The organism is Phyllobacterium endophyticum (assembly GCF_003010935.1).
GTDB classification, from domain to species: domain Bacteria; phylum Pseudomonadota; class Alphaproteobacteria; order Rhizobiales; family Rhizobiaceae; genus Phyllobacterium; species Phyllobacterium endophyticum.
Genome location: NZ_PGGN01000001.1, coordinates 1,197,058 through 1,216,130, shown reverse-complemented (window position 1 = coordinate 1,216,130; position 19,073 = coordinate 1,197,058). Strand labels below are relative to the sequence as shown.

20 protein-coding genes and 1 tRNA gene are annotated in these 19,073 nt (G+C 57.7%); 11 read left to right on the top strand and 10 right to left on the bottom strand.

Features of this window, described 5'->3' with window-relative positions; all coding sequences use genetic code 11:
• Positions 1-40 precede the first annotated feature (40 nt).
• The gene (locus CU100_RS05695) at positions 41-775 is read left to right on the top strand and encodes a metallophosphoesterase (RefSeq protein ID WP_106715512.1); all 735 of its coding nucleotides are present in this window, start codon (positions 41-43) and stop codon (positions 773-775) included.
• 10 nt (positions 776-785) lie between these two features.
• Here the strand turns inward: CU100_RS05695 and CU100_RS26745 are convergent, their stop codons facing one another.
• Both CU100_RS26745 and CU100_RS05690 read right to left on the bottom strand, forming a co-directional pair.
• A complete protein-coding gene (locus CU100_RS26745; protein WP_170113739.1) occupies positions 786-926 on the bottom strand; it encodes a hypothetical protein in 141 nt (46 codons plus the stop codon).
• Between the two features lie 178 nt (positions 927-1,104).
• Positions 1,105-1,803 (bottom strand): type 1 glutamine amidotransferase, encoded by a 699-nt coding sequence (locus CU100_RS05690; RefSeq protein WP_106715511.1) that lies wholly within the window; start codon positions 1,801-1,803, stop codon positions 1,105-1,107.
• Between the two features lie 72 nt (positions 1,804-1,875).
• Here CU100_RS05690 and CU100_RS05685 point away from each other — a divergent pair, with 72 nt between their 5' ends.
• Positions 1,876-2,496 (top strand): hypothetical protein, encoded by a 621-nt coding sequence (locus CU100_RS05685; RefSeq protein WP_106715510.1) that lies wholly within the window; start codon positions 1,876-1,878, stop codon positions 2,494-2,496.
• Here the strand turns inward: CU100_RS05685 and CU100_RS05680 are convergent.
• A complete protein-coding gene (locus CU100_RS05680; protein WP_106715509.1) occupies positions 2,486-3,385 on the bottom strand; it encodes a DMT family transporter in 900 nt (299 codons plus the stop codon). The two genes, CU100_RS05685 and CU100_RS05680, sit on opposite strands and share 11 nt — an antisense overlap.
• A 132-nt stretch (positions 3,386-3,517) precedes the next feature.
• Between CU100_RS05680 and CU100_RS05675 the strand changes: the two genes are divergently transcribed.
• From CU100_RS05675 to CU100_RS05650, 6 genes are all read left to right on the top strand, one after another.
• A complete protein-coding gene (locus tag CU100_RS05675; RefSeq protein ID WP_106715508.1) occupies positions 3,518-3,955 on the top strand; it encodes an Lrp/AsnC family transcriptional regulator in 438 nt (145 codons plus the stop codon).
• Between the two features lie 20 nt (positions 3,956-3,975).
• Positions 3,976-4,710, top strand: a complete 735-nt coding sequence (locus CU100_RS05670) for a 16S rRNA (uracil(1498)-N(3))-methyltransferase (protein ID WP_106715507.1) — start codon at positions 3,976-3,978, stop codon at positions 4,708-4,710.
• Positions 4,711-4,862: 152 nt separating this feature from the next.
• Complete coding sequence (locus tag CU100_RS05665) at positions 4,863-6,236, top strand: glutamate--cysteine ligase (RefSeq protein WP_106715506.1); 1,374 nt, start codon at positions 4,863-4,865, stop codon at positions 6,234-6,236.
• A gap of 111 nt (positions 6,237-6,347) precedes the next feature.
• On the top strand, positions 6,348-7,091 hold the full coding sequence (locus CU100_RS05660) for an SDR family oxidoreductase (protein WP_106716025.1): 744 nt from the start codon (positions 6,348-6,350) through the stop codon (positions 7,089-7,091).
• A gap of 77 nt (positions 7,092-7,168) precedes the next feature.
• On the top strand, positions 7,169-8,113 hold the full coding sequence (locus CU100_RS05655; RefSeq protein WP_106715505.1) for a phosphoribosylaminoimidazolesuccinocarboxamide synthase: 945 nt from the start codon (positions 7,169-7,171) through the stop codon (positions 8,111-8,113).
• Between the two features lie 70 nt (positions 8,114-8,183).
• Positions 8,184-9,317, top strand: coding sequence for a DUF937 domain-containing protein (locus CU100_RS05650; protein WP_106715504.1), 1,134 nt, complete (start codon positions 8,184-8,186; stop codon positions 9,315-9,317).
• A gap of 121 nt (positions 9,318-9,438) precedes the next feature.
• On the opposite strand, the gene CU100_RS05645 is transcribed toward CU100_RS05650, so the two are convergent.
• Entirely contained in the window at positions 9,439-9,726 is a 288-nt protein-coding gene (locus tag CU100_RS05645; RefSeq protein ID WP_170113738.1) for a DUF1127 domain-containing protein, read from the bottom strand.
• A gap of 203 nt (positions 9,727-9,929) precedes the next feature.
• Here CU100_RS05645 and CU100_RS05640 point away from each other — a divergent pair, with 203 nt between their 5' ends.
• The gene (locus CU100_RS05640; RefSeq protein ID WP_106715502.1) at positions 9,930-10,886 is read left to right on the top strand and encodes a LysR substrate-binding domain-containing protein; all 957 of its coding nucleotides are present in this window, start codon (positions 9,930-9,932) and stop codon (positions 10,884-10,886) included.
• A 1-nt stretch (position 10,887) separates the two neighbouring features.
• On the opposite strand, the gene CU100_RS05635 is transcribed toward CU100_RS05640, so the two are convergent.
• Complete coding sequence (locus CU100_RS05635) at positions 10,888-11,475, bottom strand: DUF2585 domain-containing protein (RefSeq protein ID WP_210204075.1); 588 nt, start codon at positions 11,473-11,475, stop codon at positions 10,888-10,890.
• Between the two features lie 118 nt (positions 11,476-11,593).
• Between CU100_RS05635 and xseA the strand changes: the two genes are divergently transcribed.
• On the top strand, positions 11,594-13,177 hold the full coding sequence (xseA, locus tag CU100_RS05630; protein WP_106715500.1) for an exodeoxyribonuclease VII large subunit: 1,584 nt from the start codon (positions 11,594-11,596) through the stop codon (positions 13,175-13,177).
• Positions 13,178-13,337: 160 nt separating this feature from the next.
• Here the strand turns inward: xseA and CU100_RS05625 are convergent, their stop codons facing one another.
• The 3 genes from CU100_RS05625 to CU100_RS05615 are packed head-to-tail and all read right to left on the bottom strand — an operon-like array spanning position 13,338 to position 16,499.
• Positions 13,338-14,435: an ABC transporter substrate-binding protein gene (locus CU100_RS05625; protein ID WP_106715499.1), complete on the bottom strand. Its 1,098-nt coding sequence runs from the start codon at positions 14,433-14,435 to the stop codon at positions 13,338-13,340.
• On the bottom strand, positions 14,432-15,832 hold the full coding sequence (locus CU100_RS05620) for a sensor histidine kinase (protein ID WP_106715498.1): 1,401 nt from the start codon (positions 15,830-15,832) through the stop codon (positions 14,432-14,434). The genes CU100_RS05625 and CU100_RS05620 overlap by 4 nt, the downstream gene beginning before the upstream one ends.
• Positions 15,822-16,499 carry a response regulator transcription factor gene (locus CU100_RS05615; protein ID WP_106715497.1) on the bottom strand — a complete coding sequence of 226 codons (678 nt, stop codon included), beginning with the start codon at positions 16,497-16,499 and terminating at the stop codon, positions 15,822-15,824. The genes CU100_RS05620 and CU100_RS05615 overlap by 11 nt, the downstream gene beginning before the upstream one ends.
• 466 nt (positions 16,500-16,965) lie before the next feature.
• Here CU100_RS05615 and CU100_RS05610 point away from each other — a divergent pair, with 466 nt between their 5' ends.
• On the top strand, positions 16,966-18,063 hold the full coding sequence (locus CU100_RS05610) for an AbrB family transcriptional regulator (RefSeq protein WP_407070295.1): 1,098 nt from the start codon (positions 16,966-16,968) through the stop codon (positions 18,061-18,063).
• Between the two features lie 23 nt (positions 18,064-18,086).
• Here CU100_RS05610 and CU100_RS05605 read toward each other — a convergent pair.
• A tRNA-His gene (locus tag CU100_RS05605) sits at positions 18,087-18,163 on the bottom strand.
• Between the two features lie 221 nt (positions 18,164-18,384).
• Positions 18,385-18,840, bottom strand: a complete 456-nt coding sequence (locus CU100_RS05600) for a phasin (RefSeq protein WP_106716024.1) — start codon at positions 18,838-18,840, stop codon at positions 18,385-18,387.
• Between the last annotated feature and the right edge of the window lie 233 nt (positions 18,841-19,073).

Below are 19,073 nucleotides of genomic sequence, written 5' to 3'. Positions count from 1 at the left end.
TATCGCACAATTGGCATCGCAATTGAAAGACAATTAGGCAATGAGGACCGTAGAGTTCAAACATGCACGCGGACCAGAGCGTCTTCGAATTTTCGCTATTGGCGATGTGCATGGCCGGCTTGATCTGTTGCAGGAGATGCACAGGCGCATCCAGGCGGAGAATGAGAAATCGCCACCATTCGACTGGGCAATCGTCCATCTCGGCGACTATGTGGATCGCGGCCCGGATTCGAAAGGCGTGCTTGATCTCCTTGTCAGCGCACAAAGGAAGACGCACCGGATGCTCGCGCTTGCCGGGAACCACGACATCGGCTTTCTGGAGTTCCTTGCGACCGGCGCGCCCGACGGAATCTTCGCTCACAATGGCGGTCGACAGACGGCGCTCTCCTATGGCATTTCCATCGATTTCGGCGATCTTCGATCTATAGCAGGGGGGCGGGACGCGCTGCTACGCGCGGTTCCCTCTGGCCACGTAGAATTTCTGCGCGGGCTGAAGCGTTCAATGGCGTTCGGAGACTTTTTCTTCTGCCATGCGGGCATACGGCCGGGCGTTGATCTTGATTACCAGGATCCGGAAGATCTCGTGTGGATCAGGCAGCAATTCCTTGCCGACTCCCGGCTTTATTCGAAGGTTGTCATCCACGGCCACACGCCGGTCACGGGTATAGAGGTCAGGCCAAACCGCATCAACCTCGACACAGGAGCTGTATTCAGCGGTCGTCTCAGCGCGATTGCGATCGACGCCGGCGAAAAGTGGTTCCTAGAAGTGATGTAAACCAGGAGGATCAGCGGAACGATGTGCTGACGCCGTAGCCGTCGCTGGATACCCTATGGCCGCCTGCGTCGACCGAGAACAGACCTGCGCCCACAAACAGGATCGCCGAGAGCATCACGGCAGTTAAAAGTGCGGCACTCTTGGTGGTCATTTGAGCGTTTCCATCGGTTTCTATTGGCCTGGCTTCATGCCAGTTAACCAGCGTGGCCAATAAAGGACACAAGGATTACCAACTAGTGAATCAAAGACACGCTCCGCATGAATCGCGACATGCCACTTCATTCGGAATTTGGCTGTTGCAGAGTTGCAACTGGGACGTGATCGAATGCTTAGATGAGGGCTACCCAAGCGCGCGCAAGCGCCAGACCGGCGGCATCGGCAGCAGCTCCATGGCGCTCTGCATGCGTGTGGTAATCTGTGAGCCAATCCGCTTGCATATCCACGATCTGATCGTGAAAAACACGTGTCCAGTGGTCGACGAGACCGGTGTCGGCCTCAAAGTGAAACTGGATGCCATAGACCGCCCGGGCGAGACGGAATGCCTGGTAAGGAGTTTTGGCGCTCCTGGCGAGGTGCACCGCGCCTTCAGGAAGCGTGAAAGTATCGCTGTGCCAGTGAAAAATCGGAAACTGCCGGGGTACAGCGGAAAAGACTGGATCGGAGGAAGCCTCATCAGTGCCGGTCACTTCGTGCCAGCCGAATTCGACCGGACGACCCAGAATATTTTCGGCGCCGTAGCCGCGGGCGACAAGCTGACTGCCGAGACAAACCCCGAGCACAGCCTTGCCGGAATCGCCGAAGCGCTTGATAAGTCGTGCCAATGTAGGAAGATAGGGGTGGGTATCGTCGGCAAGGGCATTTTGATCGCCGCCAAGTACGACCAGCGCATGATGACCCGAATCGCCCTCCGGCAGGATTTCGCCAAGGTAGGGCTGACGCAGGTCTATTGTAGCGGCTGCTTCTTCCAATGCGCGGCCGACCTGGCCGAGACCCGTATCCTGATAATTCTGAACGACGAGAACCCGCATACAGCCTGCCTGATGATCGCAACAATCGGAGTTCTCCGATAGCATGCGACCTAGAGAGTCGGAAGCTGCCAAATGACCCTGCAAAACCGCGTGACACCTTTTGGCGATATTGTCGCTGTGCCCCATCGTGGAGCGCTGATGGGAAATCGTGGCATCATCCACGATCCTGCGACGCGTACCTTGCTGAAAAGGCGCTGGGCGACGCGGGCATGGATCATCTGTGTGTGCGAATTCAAAGGTGTTCGGCGCGAGGTCATGGCTCGCCGAAGCTGGACCGAGTTGTTCTTTCTGGATGAAGCGACAGCGCTCGCTGCGGGACACAGGCCATGCTTTTACTGCCAGCGGCGACGGGCGAAGGAATTCCAGGCCGCCTGGGCTAACGGGAATGAAACATCGATCCAGACTGCGCCGGCGATGGACGCGGTCCTGCACAGGGAGCGGCTTGACGCAAAGGGCGGCAAGCGACGGCATTCCATCGAGGGTCAAGCGGGAAATCTTCCAAACGGAACGATGATCGCCTGTGGTGAGGACACCTACGTCATAAAGGACGGCATTACCTATCTCTGGTCGTGGGAAGGGTATTCGCGTTCCGATCCACCGACCCGCGATGTCAAGCTTCTCACGCCGCCTTCAACCGTACGGTCGCTGCGTGCGGGATATCTCCCGTTCATTAGCTTGACCTTCAAGCGCTGATGTTTGCAGGAATCGGCCTGCGAAGCGACCAGCCAAGGCTCGTGCCGGCTGCAGCAATAAGAATGGCAGCCGAACCGACGAGCTGACTTGGTTGCAATGCATGTCCGAAGGCGATGTAGTCCACCAGTATCGCGGCTACCGGATAGATAAATGACAGAGATCCGGTGATGTGCGTCGGCAGCCTCTGTATGGCGCTATAGAGCAGAATGTACATGAGGCCGGTATGAACCACGCCTATCGTTACGATACTGCCCCATTGTCCCATTCCTTGCGGCAAGCGAGTGAAATCTGCAAAGGGCGCAAGCATGACAATGCCGACGCAAACCTGAATGAGCGCGATGAGATGCGGCGAGGTTCCCTTCAGGCGTTTCGCAACGATCGAGGCGACCGCATAGAGGAAGGCCGCGCCGAGCGACAGGGCAATCCCCGCCATATAATCCGAACCGCTATAGACACCACCAGGCTTGGCCTGCACGATCAGCAGCATTCCCGCGAAGGCAAAACCCAACCAGAATAGCTTGGTCCCCGTCAGCTTTTCCTTGAAGATCAAAGCGCCCAGGGCAACCAGCATGAATGGCTGAACGTTGTAGACTGTCGTCGCGATGGCAATGGATGCACGTGGATAGGCGGCGAATAACAGCACCCAGTTCAGGACGATCGCGACACCGCCGATCGCTGCCAACCCGAACAGCTTCGGCGAAACCGCGTCACGCCTGAGCAGACCGAGCAACATGCAGACCGCGAGCAATGTTACGGCGCCGATGGCACAGCGCCAAAATACGACTGACAATACTGGCTGACCTGACATCAGGACGAACCAGCCGATGGTCCCTGATATGACCATCGCGGCAGTCATTTCGGCCCCGCCTCTGAAAATGTCCCTGTCCATGGTTCCCGTCCCTTGATTTGATTGCGCTAGACTATGGGAGAGAGCCGGGTTTAGATATAAGTTCGATAAGGATGAAATGAGCAAAACCCTATTTAATGAAGGCAAACTCTCCTCCGTGCCTTAGGAAACACCATGCTTGACGATCTGGACAGGACTATCATTGGAATTCTGGTGGAAGACGCGCGTATCTCGCTGAAAGACCTTGCCAATCAGGTTGGATTGTCTTCGCCCAGCACGGCGGAGCGGTTGCGCCGCCTTGAAGAAAGAAAGGTGATCCGGTCTTTTACCGTCGATGTCGATCCCGTAGCGCTCGGTTACAATCTCACGGCAGTCGTACGGGTAAGGCCCTTGCCCGGCATGCTGCACATTGTCGAAAAGCTGATTCAGGAAACGCCCGAAATCACCGAGTGCGACAAGGTCACAGGAGACGATTGCTTTATCGGCAAGCTTCAATTTCGAACGATGGAACAACTCGATATGATACTTGACCGGCTTGCGGAAAGAGCCGAGACAAACACCTCCATCGTCAAGTCTTCGCCTGTCAGACGCCGTTTGCCGCCGCTGTCGTGACAAGCTGATCAGGATACCAAATGCGCGCGAACTACAAGATGCAGAGGCTCTACATTGAAGGGGATCTCGTTGCCGGAACCTCCGTGGCAGCAGGCCCGGACGCGGTCAACTATCTCTGCAATGTGCTGCGAATGAAGGATGGCGATGAAATCCTCGTCTTCAACGGGCGACAGGGCGAATGGCGCGCCTCGCTGCGATTGGAAGGAAAAAGGAAGCTTACAGTCCAGCCGCTGGAGCAGACACGCGAGCAACCGGCGAGCCCTGATCTGCTTTATTGTTTCGCGCCCTTGAAGCAGGGCCGGCTCGACTACCTTGTTCAAAAAGCGGTCGAAATGGGTGCGGGAGTTTTGCAGCCTGTCATAACACAACACACGCAGGTCACACGCGTTGGCATCGAGCGAATCGAGGCAAACGCAATCGAGGCTGCGGAGCAATGCGGGGTGCTGGCGATCCCGCGTATATGCGAGCCCATAAAGCTCGAAAGACTGCTTGAAAACTGGGACCGAACGCGTCGCCTCATATTTTGCGATGAGGGTCACGAGACACACAATCCGCTACCACTGTTGCAATCGCTTCCGCGCGGGCCTCTGGGCGTTCTCATCGGTCCGGAAGGCGGATTTTCCGATCTGGAACGCGAGAGGTTGCGAAAATCCCCGTTTGTCACCGCTATTCCCCTCGGTCATCGTATTTTGCGAGCCGACACGGCGGCTGTCGCAGCACTGGCCTTGATCCAGGCAACCATCGGCGACTGGTGAGCGCTCGACGCTCACAGGAATAGAACACCCCAACAGGGCCTTCTGGCGATTGTGAATTACTCTTGATACAATCATCAGCGAAATTTGCTTGCGCTCATCCGCGAAAACGGTCAATCACGCGCGACGATCCTATCACTCGGAAAGCACCATCCATGGCGCGCGATACGACAGACGAAACACCGATCTCCGGTACCGAAGAGCTGGCAGCCTATCTTGCGCAAGGTTCGAGACCGAAATCAGAATGGCGCATCGGCACCGAGCATGAAAAGTTTCCCTTCTATACGGAAGACCACAGCCCGGTTCCCTATGACGGGCCCCGGGGAATTCGTGCGATTCTGGAGGGAATGAAGTCGAAACTCGGGTGGGAAGCCATCATCGACGAGGGGAACATCATAGGTCTTGTCGAACCCACCGGTCAGGGCGCTATCTCGCTTGAACCGGGCGGGCAGTTTGAACTCTCCGGTGCACCGCTCCTCACTATTCATCAGACGTGCCGTGAGTCCAATGCGCATCTGGCGCAGGTGCGCGAGATCGCCGAACCGCTCGGCATCCGTTTCCTGGGCGTCGGTGGCAGTCCAAAGTGGACGCTCGCCGAAACGCCGCGCATGCCGAAGTCACGCTACAATATCATGTCCAACTATATGCCCAAGGTTGGCAAAGATGGGCTTAACATGATGTACCGGACGTGTACGATCCAGGTGAATCTGGATTTTTCGTCCGAGACCGACATGCGCCGCAAGATGCAGGTCTCGGTGAAACTGCAGTCGATTGCCACGGCGCTTTTCGCCATGTCGCCTTTCACCGAGGGCCGCCCGAACGGTCTCCTCTCGTGGCGTTCGAACATATGGCGGGACACCGATAATAACCGGTCAGGCGTCTTGCCCTTTATTTTCAACGAGAATTTCGGTTTTGCCGATTATGTGGAATGGGCGCTCGATGTGCCGATGTATTTCGTCATGCGTCATGGCCGCTATCACGATTGTACCCACGTGACGTTCCGGCAGTTCATGAATGGCGCCTTGAAGGATTCCATCCCGGAGAGCACGCCAAATATGGGCGACTGGACAAATCATCTGTCGACGCTTTTCCCGGAGGTGCGGCTCAAGCGTTTTCTCGAAATGCGGGGCGCCGACGGCGGGCCATGGCGGCGCATTTGCGCGCTTCCGGCATTCTGGGTCGGACTGCTCTACGACGGCGAGGCATTGGATGCGGCAGAAGCCATGACCGCTGACTGGACCTACCCGGAAGTACAGGCCCTGCGGGACGAAGTACCGGCGAAAGGCCTGAGCGCGACATTGCGCAACAGGTCGGTGCATGAAATTGCACTTGACGCGCTGGCGATCTCGCGTTTGGGGCTGAAAAACCGGGCAAAACTCAACAGCGAAGGCTTCGATGAGACGCACTATCTCTCCTCGCTGGAGGAGGTGGTGGCACGTGGAACCACATCGGCCGAACAAATGCTGTCGCAGTATAATACGGCATGGGGCAGTTCCGTCGAGCCGGCGTTTCTTGAATACGCCTATTAAGGGCCGTGTCAGCCCCCAGTCGTGTCGGGGAGAGCGCGCGATAGATGTGGGCGGATCGGTTGAACCGGCTTTCGCAGAGTACCTCGATTGAATTGGGTGGAGATCAAGTCCTTGAGCAAAACAATCCTTATTACTGGCGCCAGCAGAGGAATCGGCCGCTCTGCAGCAATACTGGCCGGTCAACGCGGGTGGTCGGTAGGCGTCAACTATGTGGGCAACAAAGCTGCCGCCGATCAGGTCGTGAATACGATCATCTCGGCGGGGGGCAAGGCGAAAGCCATCCAGGGCGATGTGGCTGTCGAGGCGGATGTCCTTTCCGTATTCAAACAAGCTGCTGAACTGGGCCGCCTCGACGGAGTTGTCGTGAATGCGGGCATTGTTGCTCCTGGTTCGCGGCTGATGGATATGGACGCGGATCGCATGCGCCGGATTTTCGAAGTGAACGTCCTTGGCGCCTATCTCTGCGCACGCGAGGCCGTCCGCTATCTTGCCCGCTCGCGGGGCGGCAATGGCGGGTCGATCGTCCTTTTGTCCTCTGCGGCGGCGAGGCTTGGCGGGCCAGGCGAATATGTCGACTATGCTGGATCGAAAGGTGCCATCGATACGCTGGCCATCGGGCTCTCCAAGGAAGTCGGACCTGAAGGTATTCGCGTCAACGCGCTTCGACCCGGTTTGATCGAAACCGATATCCATGCAAGCGGCGGACAACCGGATCGTGCACAGCGTCTTGGCGTTACAGCGCCCCTTGGACGCGCTGGCACCGCCGATGAAGTGGGCGAATCCATCGTGTGGCTTTTGAGTGATGCTTCATCCTACGTGACGGGGTCGATCCTCGATGTTACCGGCGGACGTTAGAGCCTGAGAATTGTGACTCCCGTTGCCCGCCATATGTGTTATGCGGGGGCACCTCATTCCATGCGGATTTCCGAACCATGCCGAAACACAAAGCCCTGTCCGAAGCTTTTATCCCCGAATTGCCAAACTATTATAAAGGCAAGGTTCGGGAGAATTACGATCTTGCGGATGGCAGGCGGGTCATCATAGCCACCGATCGCATCAGTGCATTCGATCGCATTCTTGCGTCCATACCGCTGAAGGGCCATGTGCTGACGCAGACGGCGCGTTTTCAATTCGAACAGACCAAGGATATCTGTCCAAACCACGTGATCGAATATCCCGATCCCAATGTACTGGTTTGCCGAAAGTTGACAATCCTGCCCGTGGAGATTGTCGTACGCGGCTATCTTGCCGGAACAACCGGAACATCGATCCTGACGCTCTACAAGACGGGCAGGCGTGAGATGTACGGCTTCACCCTGCCCGACGGCATGCAGGACAACGAAAAGCTGCCTGTTCCCATCATCACCCCTACCTCGAAAGCTTTCGATGGCGGGCACGACGAACCCCTGACCGCTGACGAAATCCTCAACCAGAAGCTTCTCAGCGAGGAGCAGTGGAAAACTATCACCACCTACGCACTGAAACTCTTTGCGCGCGGTCAGGAGATCGCCGCCAGCCGTGGCCTCATTCTTGCCGATACGAAGTATGAATTCGGTACCGACGCTGAAGGCAATATCGTGCTGGCCGACGAGATACATACGCCGGATTCAAGCCGCTACTGGTTTGCTGACAGCTACGAGCCTGGCAAACGGCCCGTCAGTTTCGACAAGGATTTCGTACGCAATTGGGTTGTCGAACGCTGCGATCCGTACAAGGACGACATTCCAGCGATTCCGGAAGACGTGATCGACGCGACAACACAGGTCTATATTCAGGCCTACGAGAAGATCACTGATCGTAAATTCGAAGCTGGTGATCCCTCGGTTGATCCATTGGAGCGAATTCGCAGCAATTTGGCGAAATATTTTCAACGGTAGAAAAGCATTGAAGTCCTTATATTTACGGCGCTAAGCTTCGAGGGTATCAGCCCGGAGGAGGATCGGCGCCATGAATCTCGTAGACATGTTCGTGAAGGCACAAGGCGGACAGGCCGTCGACGCACTTTCCAGCCAGTTCAATCTGTCCCAGCAGCAGACGGTGGCCGCCCTGGAGGCACTCATGCCGGCATTTTCGCAAGGCCTGCAGAGGAATGCTGCCGATCCGATGGGTTTTGGTGGCTTCGTTCAAGCCCTTTCGGCGGGCCGTCAGGTCAATTATTTCGATAATCCGCAAGCAGCCTTCGATCCGTCGGGGATTGCCAACGGAAAGAATGTTCTTGACCAGCTGTTCGGATCGAAAGATTTGTCCCGGGCCGTTGCCGATCATGCGGCCGCTGTTTCGGGGGTTGGTGCGGATACGTTGAAACAGATGTTACCCGTCATCGCCTCCATGATGATGGGTGGTCTTTACAAGAAATCGACCGGCCAGTTCGCAGCTTCGGGACTTGGCGGCGGCAATGTTATCGGAGATTTCATCGAGCAGATGATGCGCCAGGGCGGCAGCCAGCCAACCGCTACGCAGCAAGGCGCACCCGGCGCAGGCGCCAATCCATGGGGCCAGATATTGGAGAGCATGCTGGGCGGAGGCGCTGCAGGCGGGCAAACGCAGCAGCAAGGCCAGGGTAATCCGTTGGGAAACAATCCCCTCGGCAAGATATTCGAAGAGATGATGAAGAATGCTGGCGGCGCGGCGCAGCAGGCCCCGGCTCCGCGCGGCAAGGCCGCTCCGCAAGATACTGCCCAAACGCAAAATCCGTTCGGTGATAATCCCCTCGGGAAGATGTTCGAAGAGATGATGAAGGGTGCCGCCCCCGGTGGCCGCTCGCCGCAAGACCTGCCGCAGGACGATGCACCGCGTGAGACGGCCCAAGGTCAGAACCCATTTGGTGACAATCCGCTCGGGCAGATTTTTGGGGAGATATTCGGTGGTGGCGCGCAGCAACCTTCTCCAGCGCCGCAATCACCTCAGCCGCAACGGCCGAAGGCCCAGCAAGGAACGCCTGCGCCCGGCCCATCCGACAATCCGCTCAAAGACATACTCGGGCAGATGTTTGACACCGGAAAACAGGCGAATGATCAATACCAGAAGGGTGTAGAGTCTATTTTCGAGCAATATAAACGCGGCATGGATCGCTACCGCTGAAACCGACCCAAGAAAAAGCCCGGCCACCTGCATAAGCAATGTGGGCCGGGCAGGAGGCAGGCGAGGCGCCGGGAGGGGATTCCGGCGTGAATGGGCGCCTGCTAAACAGTCAATCGTCAGCCTAGATGATCGAGCGGGCAGCACGAATACGTGACCGTACATCGGCCAGGGCGCCCAATCGTTCACTTGGATCATCGAGAAGCGAGGTGCCAATTGCCGAATGCAGATCGGCACGGGTGATGCCGATATCGTGCAGCATCTCGTCGTTCCACTCGCCGAGGCTCATGATCGTTTTGCGATTGCGGCGGGCGACGATCATGCGGTTGACAAAGTTGGCGGCCTGCGACGCAAACGCTGCGATCGTGCGGGCGAAACCTGTTGCTTCAGTCATTCTCGTTGTCGTCGTCATCGCCGTTACTCCTTTTGAATGGCGATCAAGAAAGTTAAACCGCGCGAAAACCATTTCCGCGCACCACGCCACATGCCACTGGTGTGGCACTGACGCTTCCTGAACATCTGTAGATTGATGCATAATAATTGATTATTCAAACGAATGTTTTTAATGTAAACGTTCAATAATAATGATGGATCAACCATATCGGGAACTTTGCCATGAACGCACCGCTTGATCTCGACCAATTGCAGACCTTCACCGCCATTGCCGATCTGGGTAGTTTTACGAGAGCTGCCGACAAGGTGAACAAGACCCAATCCGCCGTTTCCATGCAGATGCGCCGCTTGGAAGAACGCGTTTCCAAGTCCCTTTTCGAGCGCGATGGGCGCACCAATCGCCTTACTGAGGATGGGGAGCGCCTGCTCGCCTATGCTAGGCGAATGCTGCAACTCAACAATGAAACGATCGCCGCCTTTGATGATACGCAGTTGCAAGGCCATATTCGTATCGGCACACCGGACGATTACGCGGACCGTTTCCTGCCGGAGATCATGGCGCGGTTTTCCCGTTCCAATCCCCGCGTCGAACTCTCGGTCGTCTGCGAACCCACGGTAAACCTCGACGAAATGATCCGAAAGGGTCAGCTCGACATAGCGCTTGTAACGCAATGCGATGAGCAGCGCCGTTCAGAAGTCGTCCGGAGCGAACAGTTGCTATGGGTCACCTCGGCGCATCATAATGTTCATGAAGAACAAGTACTTCCGCTCGCTGTCGGGCGGCCTACCTGTATCTGGCGCGCCGCCGCCGTCGACGTTCTGGACTCGATGCATCATGACTATCGCATTCTCTTTACCAGTTGGTCGGCGACCGTCCTGGCAGCAGCGGTCTTGGCTGGTCTCGCCGTATCCATCCTGCCCGAATGTGCCTTACGCCCGGGGATGCGTGTTCTAACGGAAGCCGATGGTTTTGGGCGCTTGCCGGAGTTCGGCATTGGCATCATGCGCGGTCACACGAAGCCGTCGGCGATTGTAGACGCATTGGCGCAGCACATTGTCGAAAGCCTCGACAATCTGTCCATGCCTTCTCCCGTCAGCGTCAGCCAAGCCTCGGCGCCGATCATGGCAAATCAGCGCCTGCGCCAGGTTCGCGCGGCCGAGCTCGTTCCTGGCTGGTAAACTACATGCCCTGCCAGATCTTAACCGCACTGACCGGATAAAGCAGCATAAGGATATTGAGGCTCAGATTATCTCGGATAACCCACGCCGCCAGCAGTTCGAAGAAGATCGCCAGCACGATTGTCAGCCAGAGAGGGGCTCTGGCGGCGAAGAAAAAGCCAAGCACCATGAACAGCATATCGCTGACGGAGTTCAGGACACTATCGCCGACATATCCAAGCGCAATCGTAGCCTCGCGGTAACGATTGATAACCATGTCGGTATTCTCGAAGATCTCCCATGCCGCCTCGACAGCAACTGCCATTAGCAGTCGCTGGCCAATCGGTATTTTACCGGCGATGATCCAGAAAATGCCGTAGAACAGGAAGCCGTGGATTATATGCGAGAGCGTGTACCAATCGGCAATATGCTGTGAATTGTCGGGCGAGTTTGTCTCGCCAACCCACAATTTCACATTACCGCAGGTGCAGATCGGATTGCGGCCCATCAGCAGGAGTATCACGGCAGCCGCCGCGATCATCAAACCTGCGATCAACAAGTAATGATGCATTTTCAATGACTTGGTTCTAGCGGCAGCATCCACTGGCATTTTTGCATTTCCCCCTTTTCCCACCATTGCGGATAGTTGAAATTTGGGGGACTGGCAATGTTTCAATCGGGGATTGCCGAGACTTGTACCTTGGACAGGGCACGGTTAGGAATAGCGCATGAGCGAAAAGCCCGAATCTACATCGAATGTTGCCGAATTTACCGTCTCCGAAATATCCGGCGCATTAAAGCGCACGGTCGAGGACACTTTCGGTCACATCAGGGTTCGCGGCGAAATCTCCGGATATCGCGGGCCGCATTCGTCAGGCCATGCCTATTTTTCGCTGAAGGACGACAAGGCACGCATCGAGGCGGTAATCTGGCGGAGCGCCATGAGCCGGCTGCGCTTCCAGCCCGAAGAAGGTATGGAAGTCATCGCCACCGGCAAGCTCACCACATATCCCGGCTCTTCCAAGTACCAGATCGTCATCGAACAGATGGAACCGGCAGGCGCCGGCGCACTGATGGCGCTGCTCGAGGAACGCAAGCGCAAGCTCGGTGCGGAGGGGCTTTTCGACGCTTCCGCCAAACGGCGACTGCCTTATATGCCGCGCATAATCGGCGTGGTGACTTCGCCTACGGGCGCCGTAATCCGCGACATCATCCACCGTATCGCCGACCGGTTTCCACTGCATGTTCTTGTCTGGCCGGTGCGGGTGCAGGGCGAAACCGCAGGCGCCGAAGTTGCCAACGCGATCAATGGTTTCAACAGGTTAGAGCAAGGCAGCGCCCTTCCCCGCCCCGATGTGCTCATCGTGGCGCGCGGCGGCGGAAGCTTGGAAGACCTATGGGGCTTCAATGATGAAGCGGTCGTGCGGGCGGTCGCCGCGTCACATATCCCCATCATTTCTGCTGTCGGTCACGAGACCGACTGGACGCTGATCGATCTTGCCGCAGACGTTCGCGCACCGACGCCGACAGGTGCGGCGGAGATGGCAGTACCAGTCAAGGCGGATCTCCGGGCGCAGGTCGCGACGCTCGGCGCAAGGCTTTCCTCCGGCATGTCCCGCTATCTCGACCGGCGCCGCGAGATCCAGCGGGCGCTTGCCCGCGCCCTGCCTTCGGCGGACCAGTTGCTGGCGCTTCCACGCCGCCGCTTCGATGAAACGGCAGGCCGTCTGGGACGCGCCCTGCAGGCGAACACGCAGAAGAAACGCGGCGAATTCGACGGCTGCGCAAGGCGATTGTCGCCGCGTCTTCTTGAGCAGACACTTCGCGAAAAGCGCCTTGAAATCAAGCGCTTGGAAAGTCAACTGCCACGCTGCCTCGCGGCCTTTCTGCACAAGAGGCGGGGACTTTTCGATCGGACGGCCGCGCGCCTTTCGGTCGAACCTGCCGCCCGGCTTGCACAAAGGGACCGGCTACATCTGCAGCAATTGGAGCGGCGCCAGGTCCAGGCTGTCAATCTGCTGCTCGACCGCACCAAACGGCGTAGCGCGGAGCTCGAACGTTTGTTGAAAACGCTGTCATATCAAGGGGTTCTGGAACGGGGATTCGCTGTTGTCCTTGACCCGTCAGGCACGCCCGTAAAGCGTGCGGCCACGGTCACAGCCGGAGATGAACTGACGATCAAGTTTCGCGATGGGAACGTCCAGGCGGTCGCGCAAGGTGGTGAAAACCGTCCAGAACAGCCGAAAGCGGAGCGCCCCTCCCCGGCAAAGAAATCCCCCGTTCCCGCAGGATCACAAGGCTCGCTTTTCTAGTTACTCGCGTCGTCACAACTATTTTTCCCGCCGAAGTTGAAAAAGCAGCGCCAAAATCGAGCGTTTTCGTTTCAAACCCGATATTTCTCGCGCGAGAACGGCATTGTCTCATCCGATCAAGTTGCGAATCCCGCCAGAGACGGGTGAATTGTGACCTTCGCTACTCGCGCATCCAGGCCGGGCTGTTCAACTCAATCATAGATTGTGCCCAGTCTTCGATGAACCGCTGGCGTTGTGCTCTGTCCTGAACGGCGAGCAATGCAGGACCGATGCGGATCGGCTGGGCGACGCCGGACTCTTTCAAGTTCTGCGGCCCATCGACCCCGGGCGGCAGTTCGCCACTTTCGGTGAAATAAAACGCATTGGTCCGCGCCACGGACTGACCCCGCTCAGACAGGAGATAATCGAGAAACGCGGCTCCAAGATCGGCTCGCGCTGCGCCCTTTGGAATAAGCGCGCCGCGGCTCAGGACAAGCGTATAGTCGCGCGGCACGACGATTCGTAAATCAGGGTGGCGCTGCGCAGCGTCGTAGGCGTAGGAGCCAAGCATGTTGTAGCCAATGTAGAGATTACCCCTGGCGACTTCCTCGAGGATTTCGCCTGTGCAGCAACGGGCGACAGCGGAGGCGCGCGCCATGCTTTCCAGGAGACGGCCAAACACGGTCGTCGTCTGGCGCGCATCATTGAAGGCGAGCAGATAGCCGATGCCGGACAGACGGATATCGTAGGTGCCGACACGGCCGCGATAATAGTCGAGCCGCTCACGCAGGAGATCCGCAAGTTCGACATGGGTCCGGGGGACTTCGGCGGGCGGAACCTTGTTCGAATTATAAACGAAAACCGCTGGTTCGTAAGTGAAACCAAAGACCTCATCGCGCCAATTGGCCCATTCGGCAACGCGAAGCGTCTCCGGCGAGTTATGCTCGGTTGCGCAGCCATCATTGGCAAGCTTGAGCAGTTGGTCGACGGATGACGACAACAGGAGATCGCCGAGCGGCTGGTGCTTGCGGCAGGCTTCCGCGGCAAGGGCATTCAGCTCGTTGGTCAGATATTCGATATAGACGATCGACACATTCGGCGTGGTTTGCTGGAAATCCTCGATCAACGGTTTCATCGCAGGCAAATCCGTCGTCGAATAGATCGTGAGTTTGCCGGTCTCGCTTTGCGGTGCGGAGAACTCGGTTTTGTTGTCTTCGGCGGCGAACGCCTGCACGGTGGTCAACCCGGCCAGGATCAGCACGAGAAAAAGCCGGATCATTTCACCTCACCTTTGTATAACGGCACGGTCAGGACGACCGTAAAGCCTTTGCGGCCACGAGCATTAAAGCTCAATGTCCCGCCATGGGCCTTGGCGACTTCCTGAGCGATGGCGAAGCCGAGCCCCGAACTGCCCTCATGGGATTTTGACGTGGCAAAACGTTGCGTGGCCCTTGCCCAGCTCTCCGGCGGAATACCGGGGCCATCATCCTCAACCTCGACGAAGCCTTGCATGGCGCTGGCGCGTACCCGCACCTCTAGCCGCTGGTCTGTGCCGTGCCGTAACGCGTTGTCGATCACGTTGACGATAGCTTCGCGCAGACTGACCGCATCACCGAGGATGATGGGCCTCTCGTCGGGCGCTTCGAAGGATATGACGATATCTGGATCGACCGTGATCGGAATTGCGGCGCGATAGGCACGCCTTGCCACATCGACAAGGCTGACGGGCTCCAATTGGACTGAGTCGGCGCGGTGGATGACCATCGCATGGCTGAGCAACTGATTGGTCAGCCGCGACAGTTCGCTGGTCCTCTCCTTGACGCGGTCGAAATGCTGGCGCCCGGCCTTGTCGAGCCTGCCCGCGCCAAGAAGATCGATCTGCGCTGTCAGCGCGGTCAATGGTGTACGGATTTGATGTGCGGCATCGGCAATGAAGCGCTGCAACAGGTCCACGCGTTCGTTCAACCTTCCCATGAAATGGTTGATGGAGCCGACAAAAGGGTCGAGTTCACGCGGCACATCGACACTGACAGGCGTAAGATCGTGCGGATCGCGGCTGCGAACCTCCGTTCCGAGCCGCTCCACCGGCTGCAGCGCATAGCGGATGGCCAGCATGGCGCCGGCAAAGGCCAGAAGGCTCATGACGAAGACGAGGATCGTCGCGCGAAGGGTAAGCTCCCTCGTCAGCGCGAGACGCGCTTCGTTCGTCTGCGCTACGATGACGTAGGCCCGGCCCGATACGGCAGGATCGGCAAGAACACGTGTCGCATGGGCGATGCGCACGGGTTCTTCCTTGTAAAAGCCCTCTTCGACGTTCAGGACGTCTTGCGCGCGCTCCAATGGCGTCGGTGTTTTGAGATCGTCATAGCCGGTGAGGGTCTGGCCATGTGTATCGATGACGCGGTAGAAAATGCGGTCGCGATCGGCAAGACCGAGCAACTCGAAGGCGGAGGTCGGCAGCCGCGCCGTCAATATTCCATCCTCGACCGAGAGACTTTCCGCCATCTGCAGCGCTGCGCCGACAAGCAGGCGGTCGTAGGCCTTGTTCGCCGCGGTCTCGGCATAATACCAGGCGGCAGTGACGAGCAGCGCAGCGCCGATGCCAAGCACGAACGAAATGCGCCGGGCAAGGCGCGCGAACAGTGATGGCTGCTTGCGGGCCACCTCAGGGTGCATCGCCGGGCACCAACTGATAGCCGAGGCCGCGCACCGTGACGATGTTGGCCCGCGCGCCCTCCAGCTTCTTGCGCAGACGACCGATATAGAGTTCGATCGCATTGGCATTGGCCGCCTCGTCGAAACCGAAAATCTGATCCAGCAGTTCGTCCTTGCTGAACACACGGCCCGGCCGGGCAACGAGTACCTCGAGCAGGGTCAATTCGCGGCGTTTCAATTGCACCTCGCGCTTGCCGACATGCACGGATCTCGATGCGCGATCGACGGCAATATCACCGCATTTGATCAGATTGGTTGCCTCGCCGCCCGTGTGCCGGCGCATCAAGACACGCGCCCTCGCCTCCAGCTCGCGGAAGTCGAAAGGCTTTACGAGATAATCGTCGGCGCCGAGGTCAAGCGCTCCAACGCGGTCGTCGATCTCCGAACGCGCCGTCAGGACGAGGACCGGCACGATATTGCCGGACTTGCGGATGCGTTTGAGGATTTCGAAACCGTCCATGCCCGGCAGCATGACATCGAGGATGACCAACGCATACTCGGTAAAATCGATGATCTCGGAGGCGTTGCGCCCGTTGGTCTCCCAATCGACGGCATGGCCTGTCGCTTCGAAACGCCTGGCGATGGCCTCTCCGACATCGAGCGTGTCTTCAACGAGCAATATACGCATGGCGTTTCATTGGCATGAAACAGCGAGCGCCGCAAACGCAATAATGGGCCATCTCCCTTTGTGGGGGAGATAGGATTTTCCTGGATTTAGCCGCTCGCTAATCCTTGGAAATCCAAGAGAGGGGATAGTTCAGTGAGGCAAATCCCCTTGTAACTTGGCTTCACCGCCTTGTGCTAGACTAGCGCTTGCGGAGGCAGGTGAGAGTCCGCAATCCCCTTGGGCGCATAAGCCCGTCAGAGAGCATGGACCTTTGCCTGCCTGCGGATTTTCCAAGGATCAAATACGCTAAACTGGGTGGACGGCGCGCGACAGAAGATTATTCTGCGGCCAACTTTGTTTGAGGCTGGTGGGACATTGGGGCAATGATAGTTCGTGATGCTTTTCCAAATGGCTTCCACACATGTATGCCGCTTCGGCAACGTCGTCTCAATACGCAGCGCCTCGCCCGGCTCTCCAACGGTTCCCGATGAATGTTCCTGATTGGATGGGCCGTATCCTCAGCGGCGGATTGAGCCGCCGCGGAATGGGACTGCAATGGGCAATCCTGCTCGGATTGTCGATCCTGTTCTTCCTGCTTCTTCTGGCGGCACGCCTGCCGGCAGCGCTTTTGCTGGGACCCATGGCAGCGGCCATTGCTGTTGCCGCTGCGGGCGGTTCGATCCGCGCGCCAATCCGTCCTTTCATATTGGCACAGGGGGTCATCGGTTGCCTCATCGCGCGAACCATACAGCCTTCCACACTCACCGAGATGCTGCGCGACTGGCCACTTTTCCTGGCGGTCATAGGCGCAGTCCTGCTGGCGAGCAACACGCTGGGGTGGCTGCTGACGCGCTGGCAGGTGCTGCCGGGCACAACGGCACTTTGGGGCTCATCACCCGGTGCTGCATCGGCCATGACGCTGATGGCCGAGGCTTTTGGGGCCGACATCCGCCTGGTCGCGTTCATGCAGTATTTGCGCGTGGTATTCGTGGCAGTCGTCGCATCCGCCGTGTCGGGCATATGGGTCACAGCTCCAGCGGGGCCGGCGCAGGAAACCGACTGGTTTCCTGCAATTGCGGCGGTCGATCTGATTGAAACGCTGGCGCTGATCACGCTGGGCAGTCTGGTTGCCGTGCGGTTGCGCATACCGGCGGGACCGCTTCTGGTCCCGATGATCATAGGCGTTATCCTGCAAAACACGGGCATGATGACGATCGTCTTGCCGCCCTGGCTTCTGGCTACGAGCTACGCACTGGTTGGCTGGAACATCGGCTCACGCTTCACGAGGCCGATCCTTGCTCATGCGGCACGGGCGTTGCCCCGCGTTGCCGCCTCCATTCTGACCTTGATCGCGATCTGCGGGGCAATCGCGGCCGTTCTGGTATGGGCTGCCGATATCGACCCGCTTACGGCCTATCTTGCGACCAGTCCCGGCGGCGCCGACTCCGTCGCGATCATCGCAGCTTCCAGCGATGTCGACGTAGCGTTCGTCATGGCGATGCAAACGTCGCGGTTCATCATCGTGCTTTTGACAGGACCGGCCATCGCCCGCTTCATCGCGAAACGAACGGGACATGGGAGCTGAACGGGCGGGATAGGTTAGAAAAATGGTACGGACGGGTGGATTCGAACCACCGACCTCAGGAGCCACAATCCTGCGCTCTAACCAACTGAGCTACGACCGCATAACACCATTTTTGACAGGCGTCACATACGAAGGATTCAGGCTTTTTGCAAGGGTTCGATGCAACAAAGACAGGCACAAACTGAAAAAAGAAAAAGGCCGGGGGAGGATCCGGCCTTTTTCCATCAGCGCAAGACCAGGCGGGAGGAGCCATGAAGTCTTGCTTCCCCTACGGCCGGGAGGAGGAGTGCCGTTGGGGTATTTCTTCCGTCAAATCGCCAATCAGGCGACCTTGACGTCCTTGATGGCCTTCTCGACAGCCGACTTGACCGGCGCGGAGATTTCTTCAACGGCCTTCGAAGCAACGGCCTGCAATTCCTTGGCCTGACCTGTGAGAGCCTCGGCCTGCTTGCGGACGAACGCACTCTGAAGCTCGATCACTTCGCCGAACGACTTGACGCCGATCAGCGCTTCGAGATGTGCGAAGCTGGCTTCCGTGTTGGTGCGCAGAGCAGCCAAAGCCTTCAGCGAAAGAGCTGCGCCATTGGACTGGACAGTTTCGAAAGTGGTTTCAAGTGTCTTCTGGGCAGCTTCAGCCTGATCCTTGATCTTGGCATAGGCTTCCTTGGACTGGGCAACACCCTTTTCAGTGAATTCGCGAACCTGGTCGGTTACGGCGCTTGCATCGAATGAAGGGATCGAGAAAGCATCGGCAGTCTGTTTCGTGGTCTTGCTCATGATAGGATCCTTCCTTGGTGCAGACGGTCGCTTCGCCCCTGCAACTGATTTGATGGACCCAATATAATACCGATTATTGTGCATTGCAACATTTATTTTGCAGCGCACCATTCCATACCTCTCCGCACGACCGAATTTATATGTGGAAGGTTGTACTTTCCCCTCTGAAGTTAACTAAACCAAGAGAAAGACATGTAAGATAGGCGGCTGCGAGTAGACGTGCGACGACGCGA

What these genes read in the sequence shown, in the direction of transcription:
- CU100_RS05650 (WP_106715504.1), top strand. Translation starts at nt 8,184, where the DNA reads ATGAATCTCGTAGACATGTTCGTGAAGGCACAAGGCGGACAGGCCGTC.
- CU100_RS05600 (WP_106716024.1), bottom strand. Translation starts at nt 18,840, where the DNA reads ATGAGCAAGACCACGAAACAGACTGCCGATGCTTTCTCGATCCCTTCA.
- CU100_RS05645 (WP_170113738.1), bottom strand. Translation starts at nt 9,726, where the DNA reads ATGACGACGACAACGAGAATGACTGAAGCAACAGGTTTCGCCCGCACG.
- CU100_RS05655 (WP_106715505.1), top strand. Translation starts at nt 7,169, where the DNA reads ATGCCGAAACACAAAGCCCTGTCCGAAGCTTTTATCCCCGAATTGCCA.
- CU100_RS05695 (WP_106715512.1), top strand. Translation starts at nt 41, where the DNA reads ATGAGGACCGTAGAGTTCAAACATGCACGCGGACCAGAGCGTCTTCGA.
- CU100_RS05640 (WP_106715502.1), top strand. Translation starts at nt 9,930, where the DNA reads ATGAACGCACCGCTTGATCTCGACCAATTGCAGACCTTCACCGCCATT.
- CU100_RS05680 (WP_106715509.1), bottom strand. Translation starts at nt 3,385, where the DNA reads ATGGACAGGGACATTTTCAGAGGCGGGGCCGAAATGACTGCCGCGATG.
- CU100_RS05665 (WP_106715506.1), top strand. Translation starts at nt 4,863, where the DNA reads ATGGCGCGCGATACGACAGACGAAACACCGATCTCCGGTACCGAAGAG.
- CU100_RS05615 (WP_106715497.1), bottom strand. Translation starts at nt 16,499, where the DNA reads ATGCGTATATTGCTCGTTGAAGACACGCTCGATGTCGGAGAGGCCATC.
- CU100_RS05620 (WP_106715498.1), bottom strand. Translation starts at nt 15,832, where the DNA reads ATGCACCCTGAGGTGGCCCGCAAGCAGCCATCACTGTTCGCGCGCCTT.
- CU100_RS05675 (WP_106715508.1), top strand. Translation starts at nt 3,518, where the DNA reads ATGCTTGACGATCTGGACAGGACTATCATTGGAATTCTGGTGGAAGAC.
- CU100_RS26745 (WP_170113739.1), bottom strand. Translation starts at nt 926, where the DNA reads ATGACCACCAAGAGTGCCGCACTTTTAACTGCCGTGATGCTCTCGGCG.
- CU100_RS05670 (WP_106715507.1), top strand. Translation starts at nt 3,976, where the DNA reads ATGCGCGCGAACTACAAGATGCAGAGGCTCTACATTGAAGGGGATCTC.
- xseA (WP_106715500.1), top strand. Translation starts at nt 11,594, where the DNA reads ATGAGCGAAAAGCCCGAATCTACATCGAATGTTGCCGAATTTACCGTC.
- CU100_RS05690 (WP_106715511.1), bottom strand. Translation starts at nt 1,803, where the DNA reads ATGCGGGTTCTCGTCGTTCAGAATTATCAGGATACGGGTCTCGGCCAG.
- CU100_RS05625 (WP_106715499.1), bottom strand. Translation starts at nt 14,435, where the DNA reads ATGATCCGGCTTTTTCTCGTGCTGATCCTGGCCGGGTTGACCACCGTG.
- CU100_RS05685 (WP_106715510.1), top strand. Translation starts at nt 1,876, where the DNA reads ATGACCCTGCAAAACCGCGTGACACCTTTTGGCGATATTGTCGCTGTG.
- CU100_RS05635 (WP_210204075.1), bottom strand. Translation starts at nt 11,475, where the DNA reads ATGCCAGTGGATGCTGCCGCTAGAACCAAGTCATTGAAAATGCATCAT.
- CU100_RS05610 (WP_407070295.1), top strand. Translation starts at nt 16,966, where the DNA reads ATGAATGTTCCTGATTGGATGGGCCGTATCCTCAGCGGCGGATTGAGC.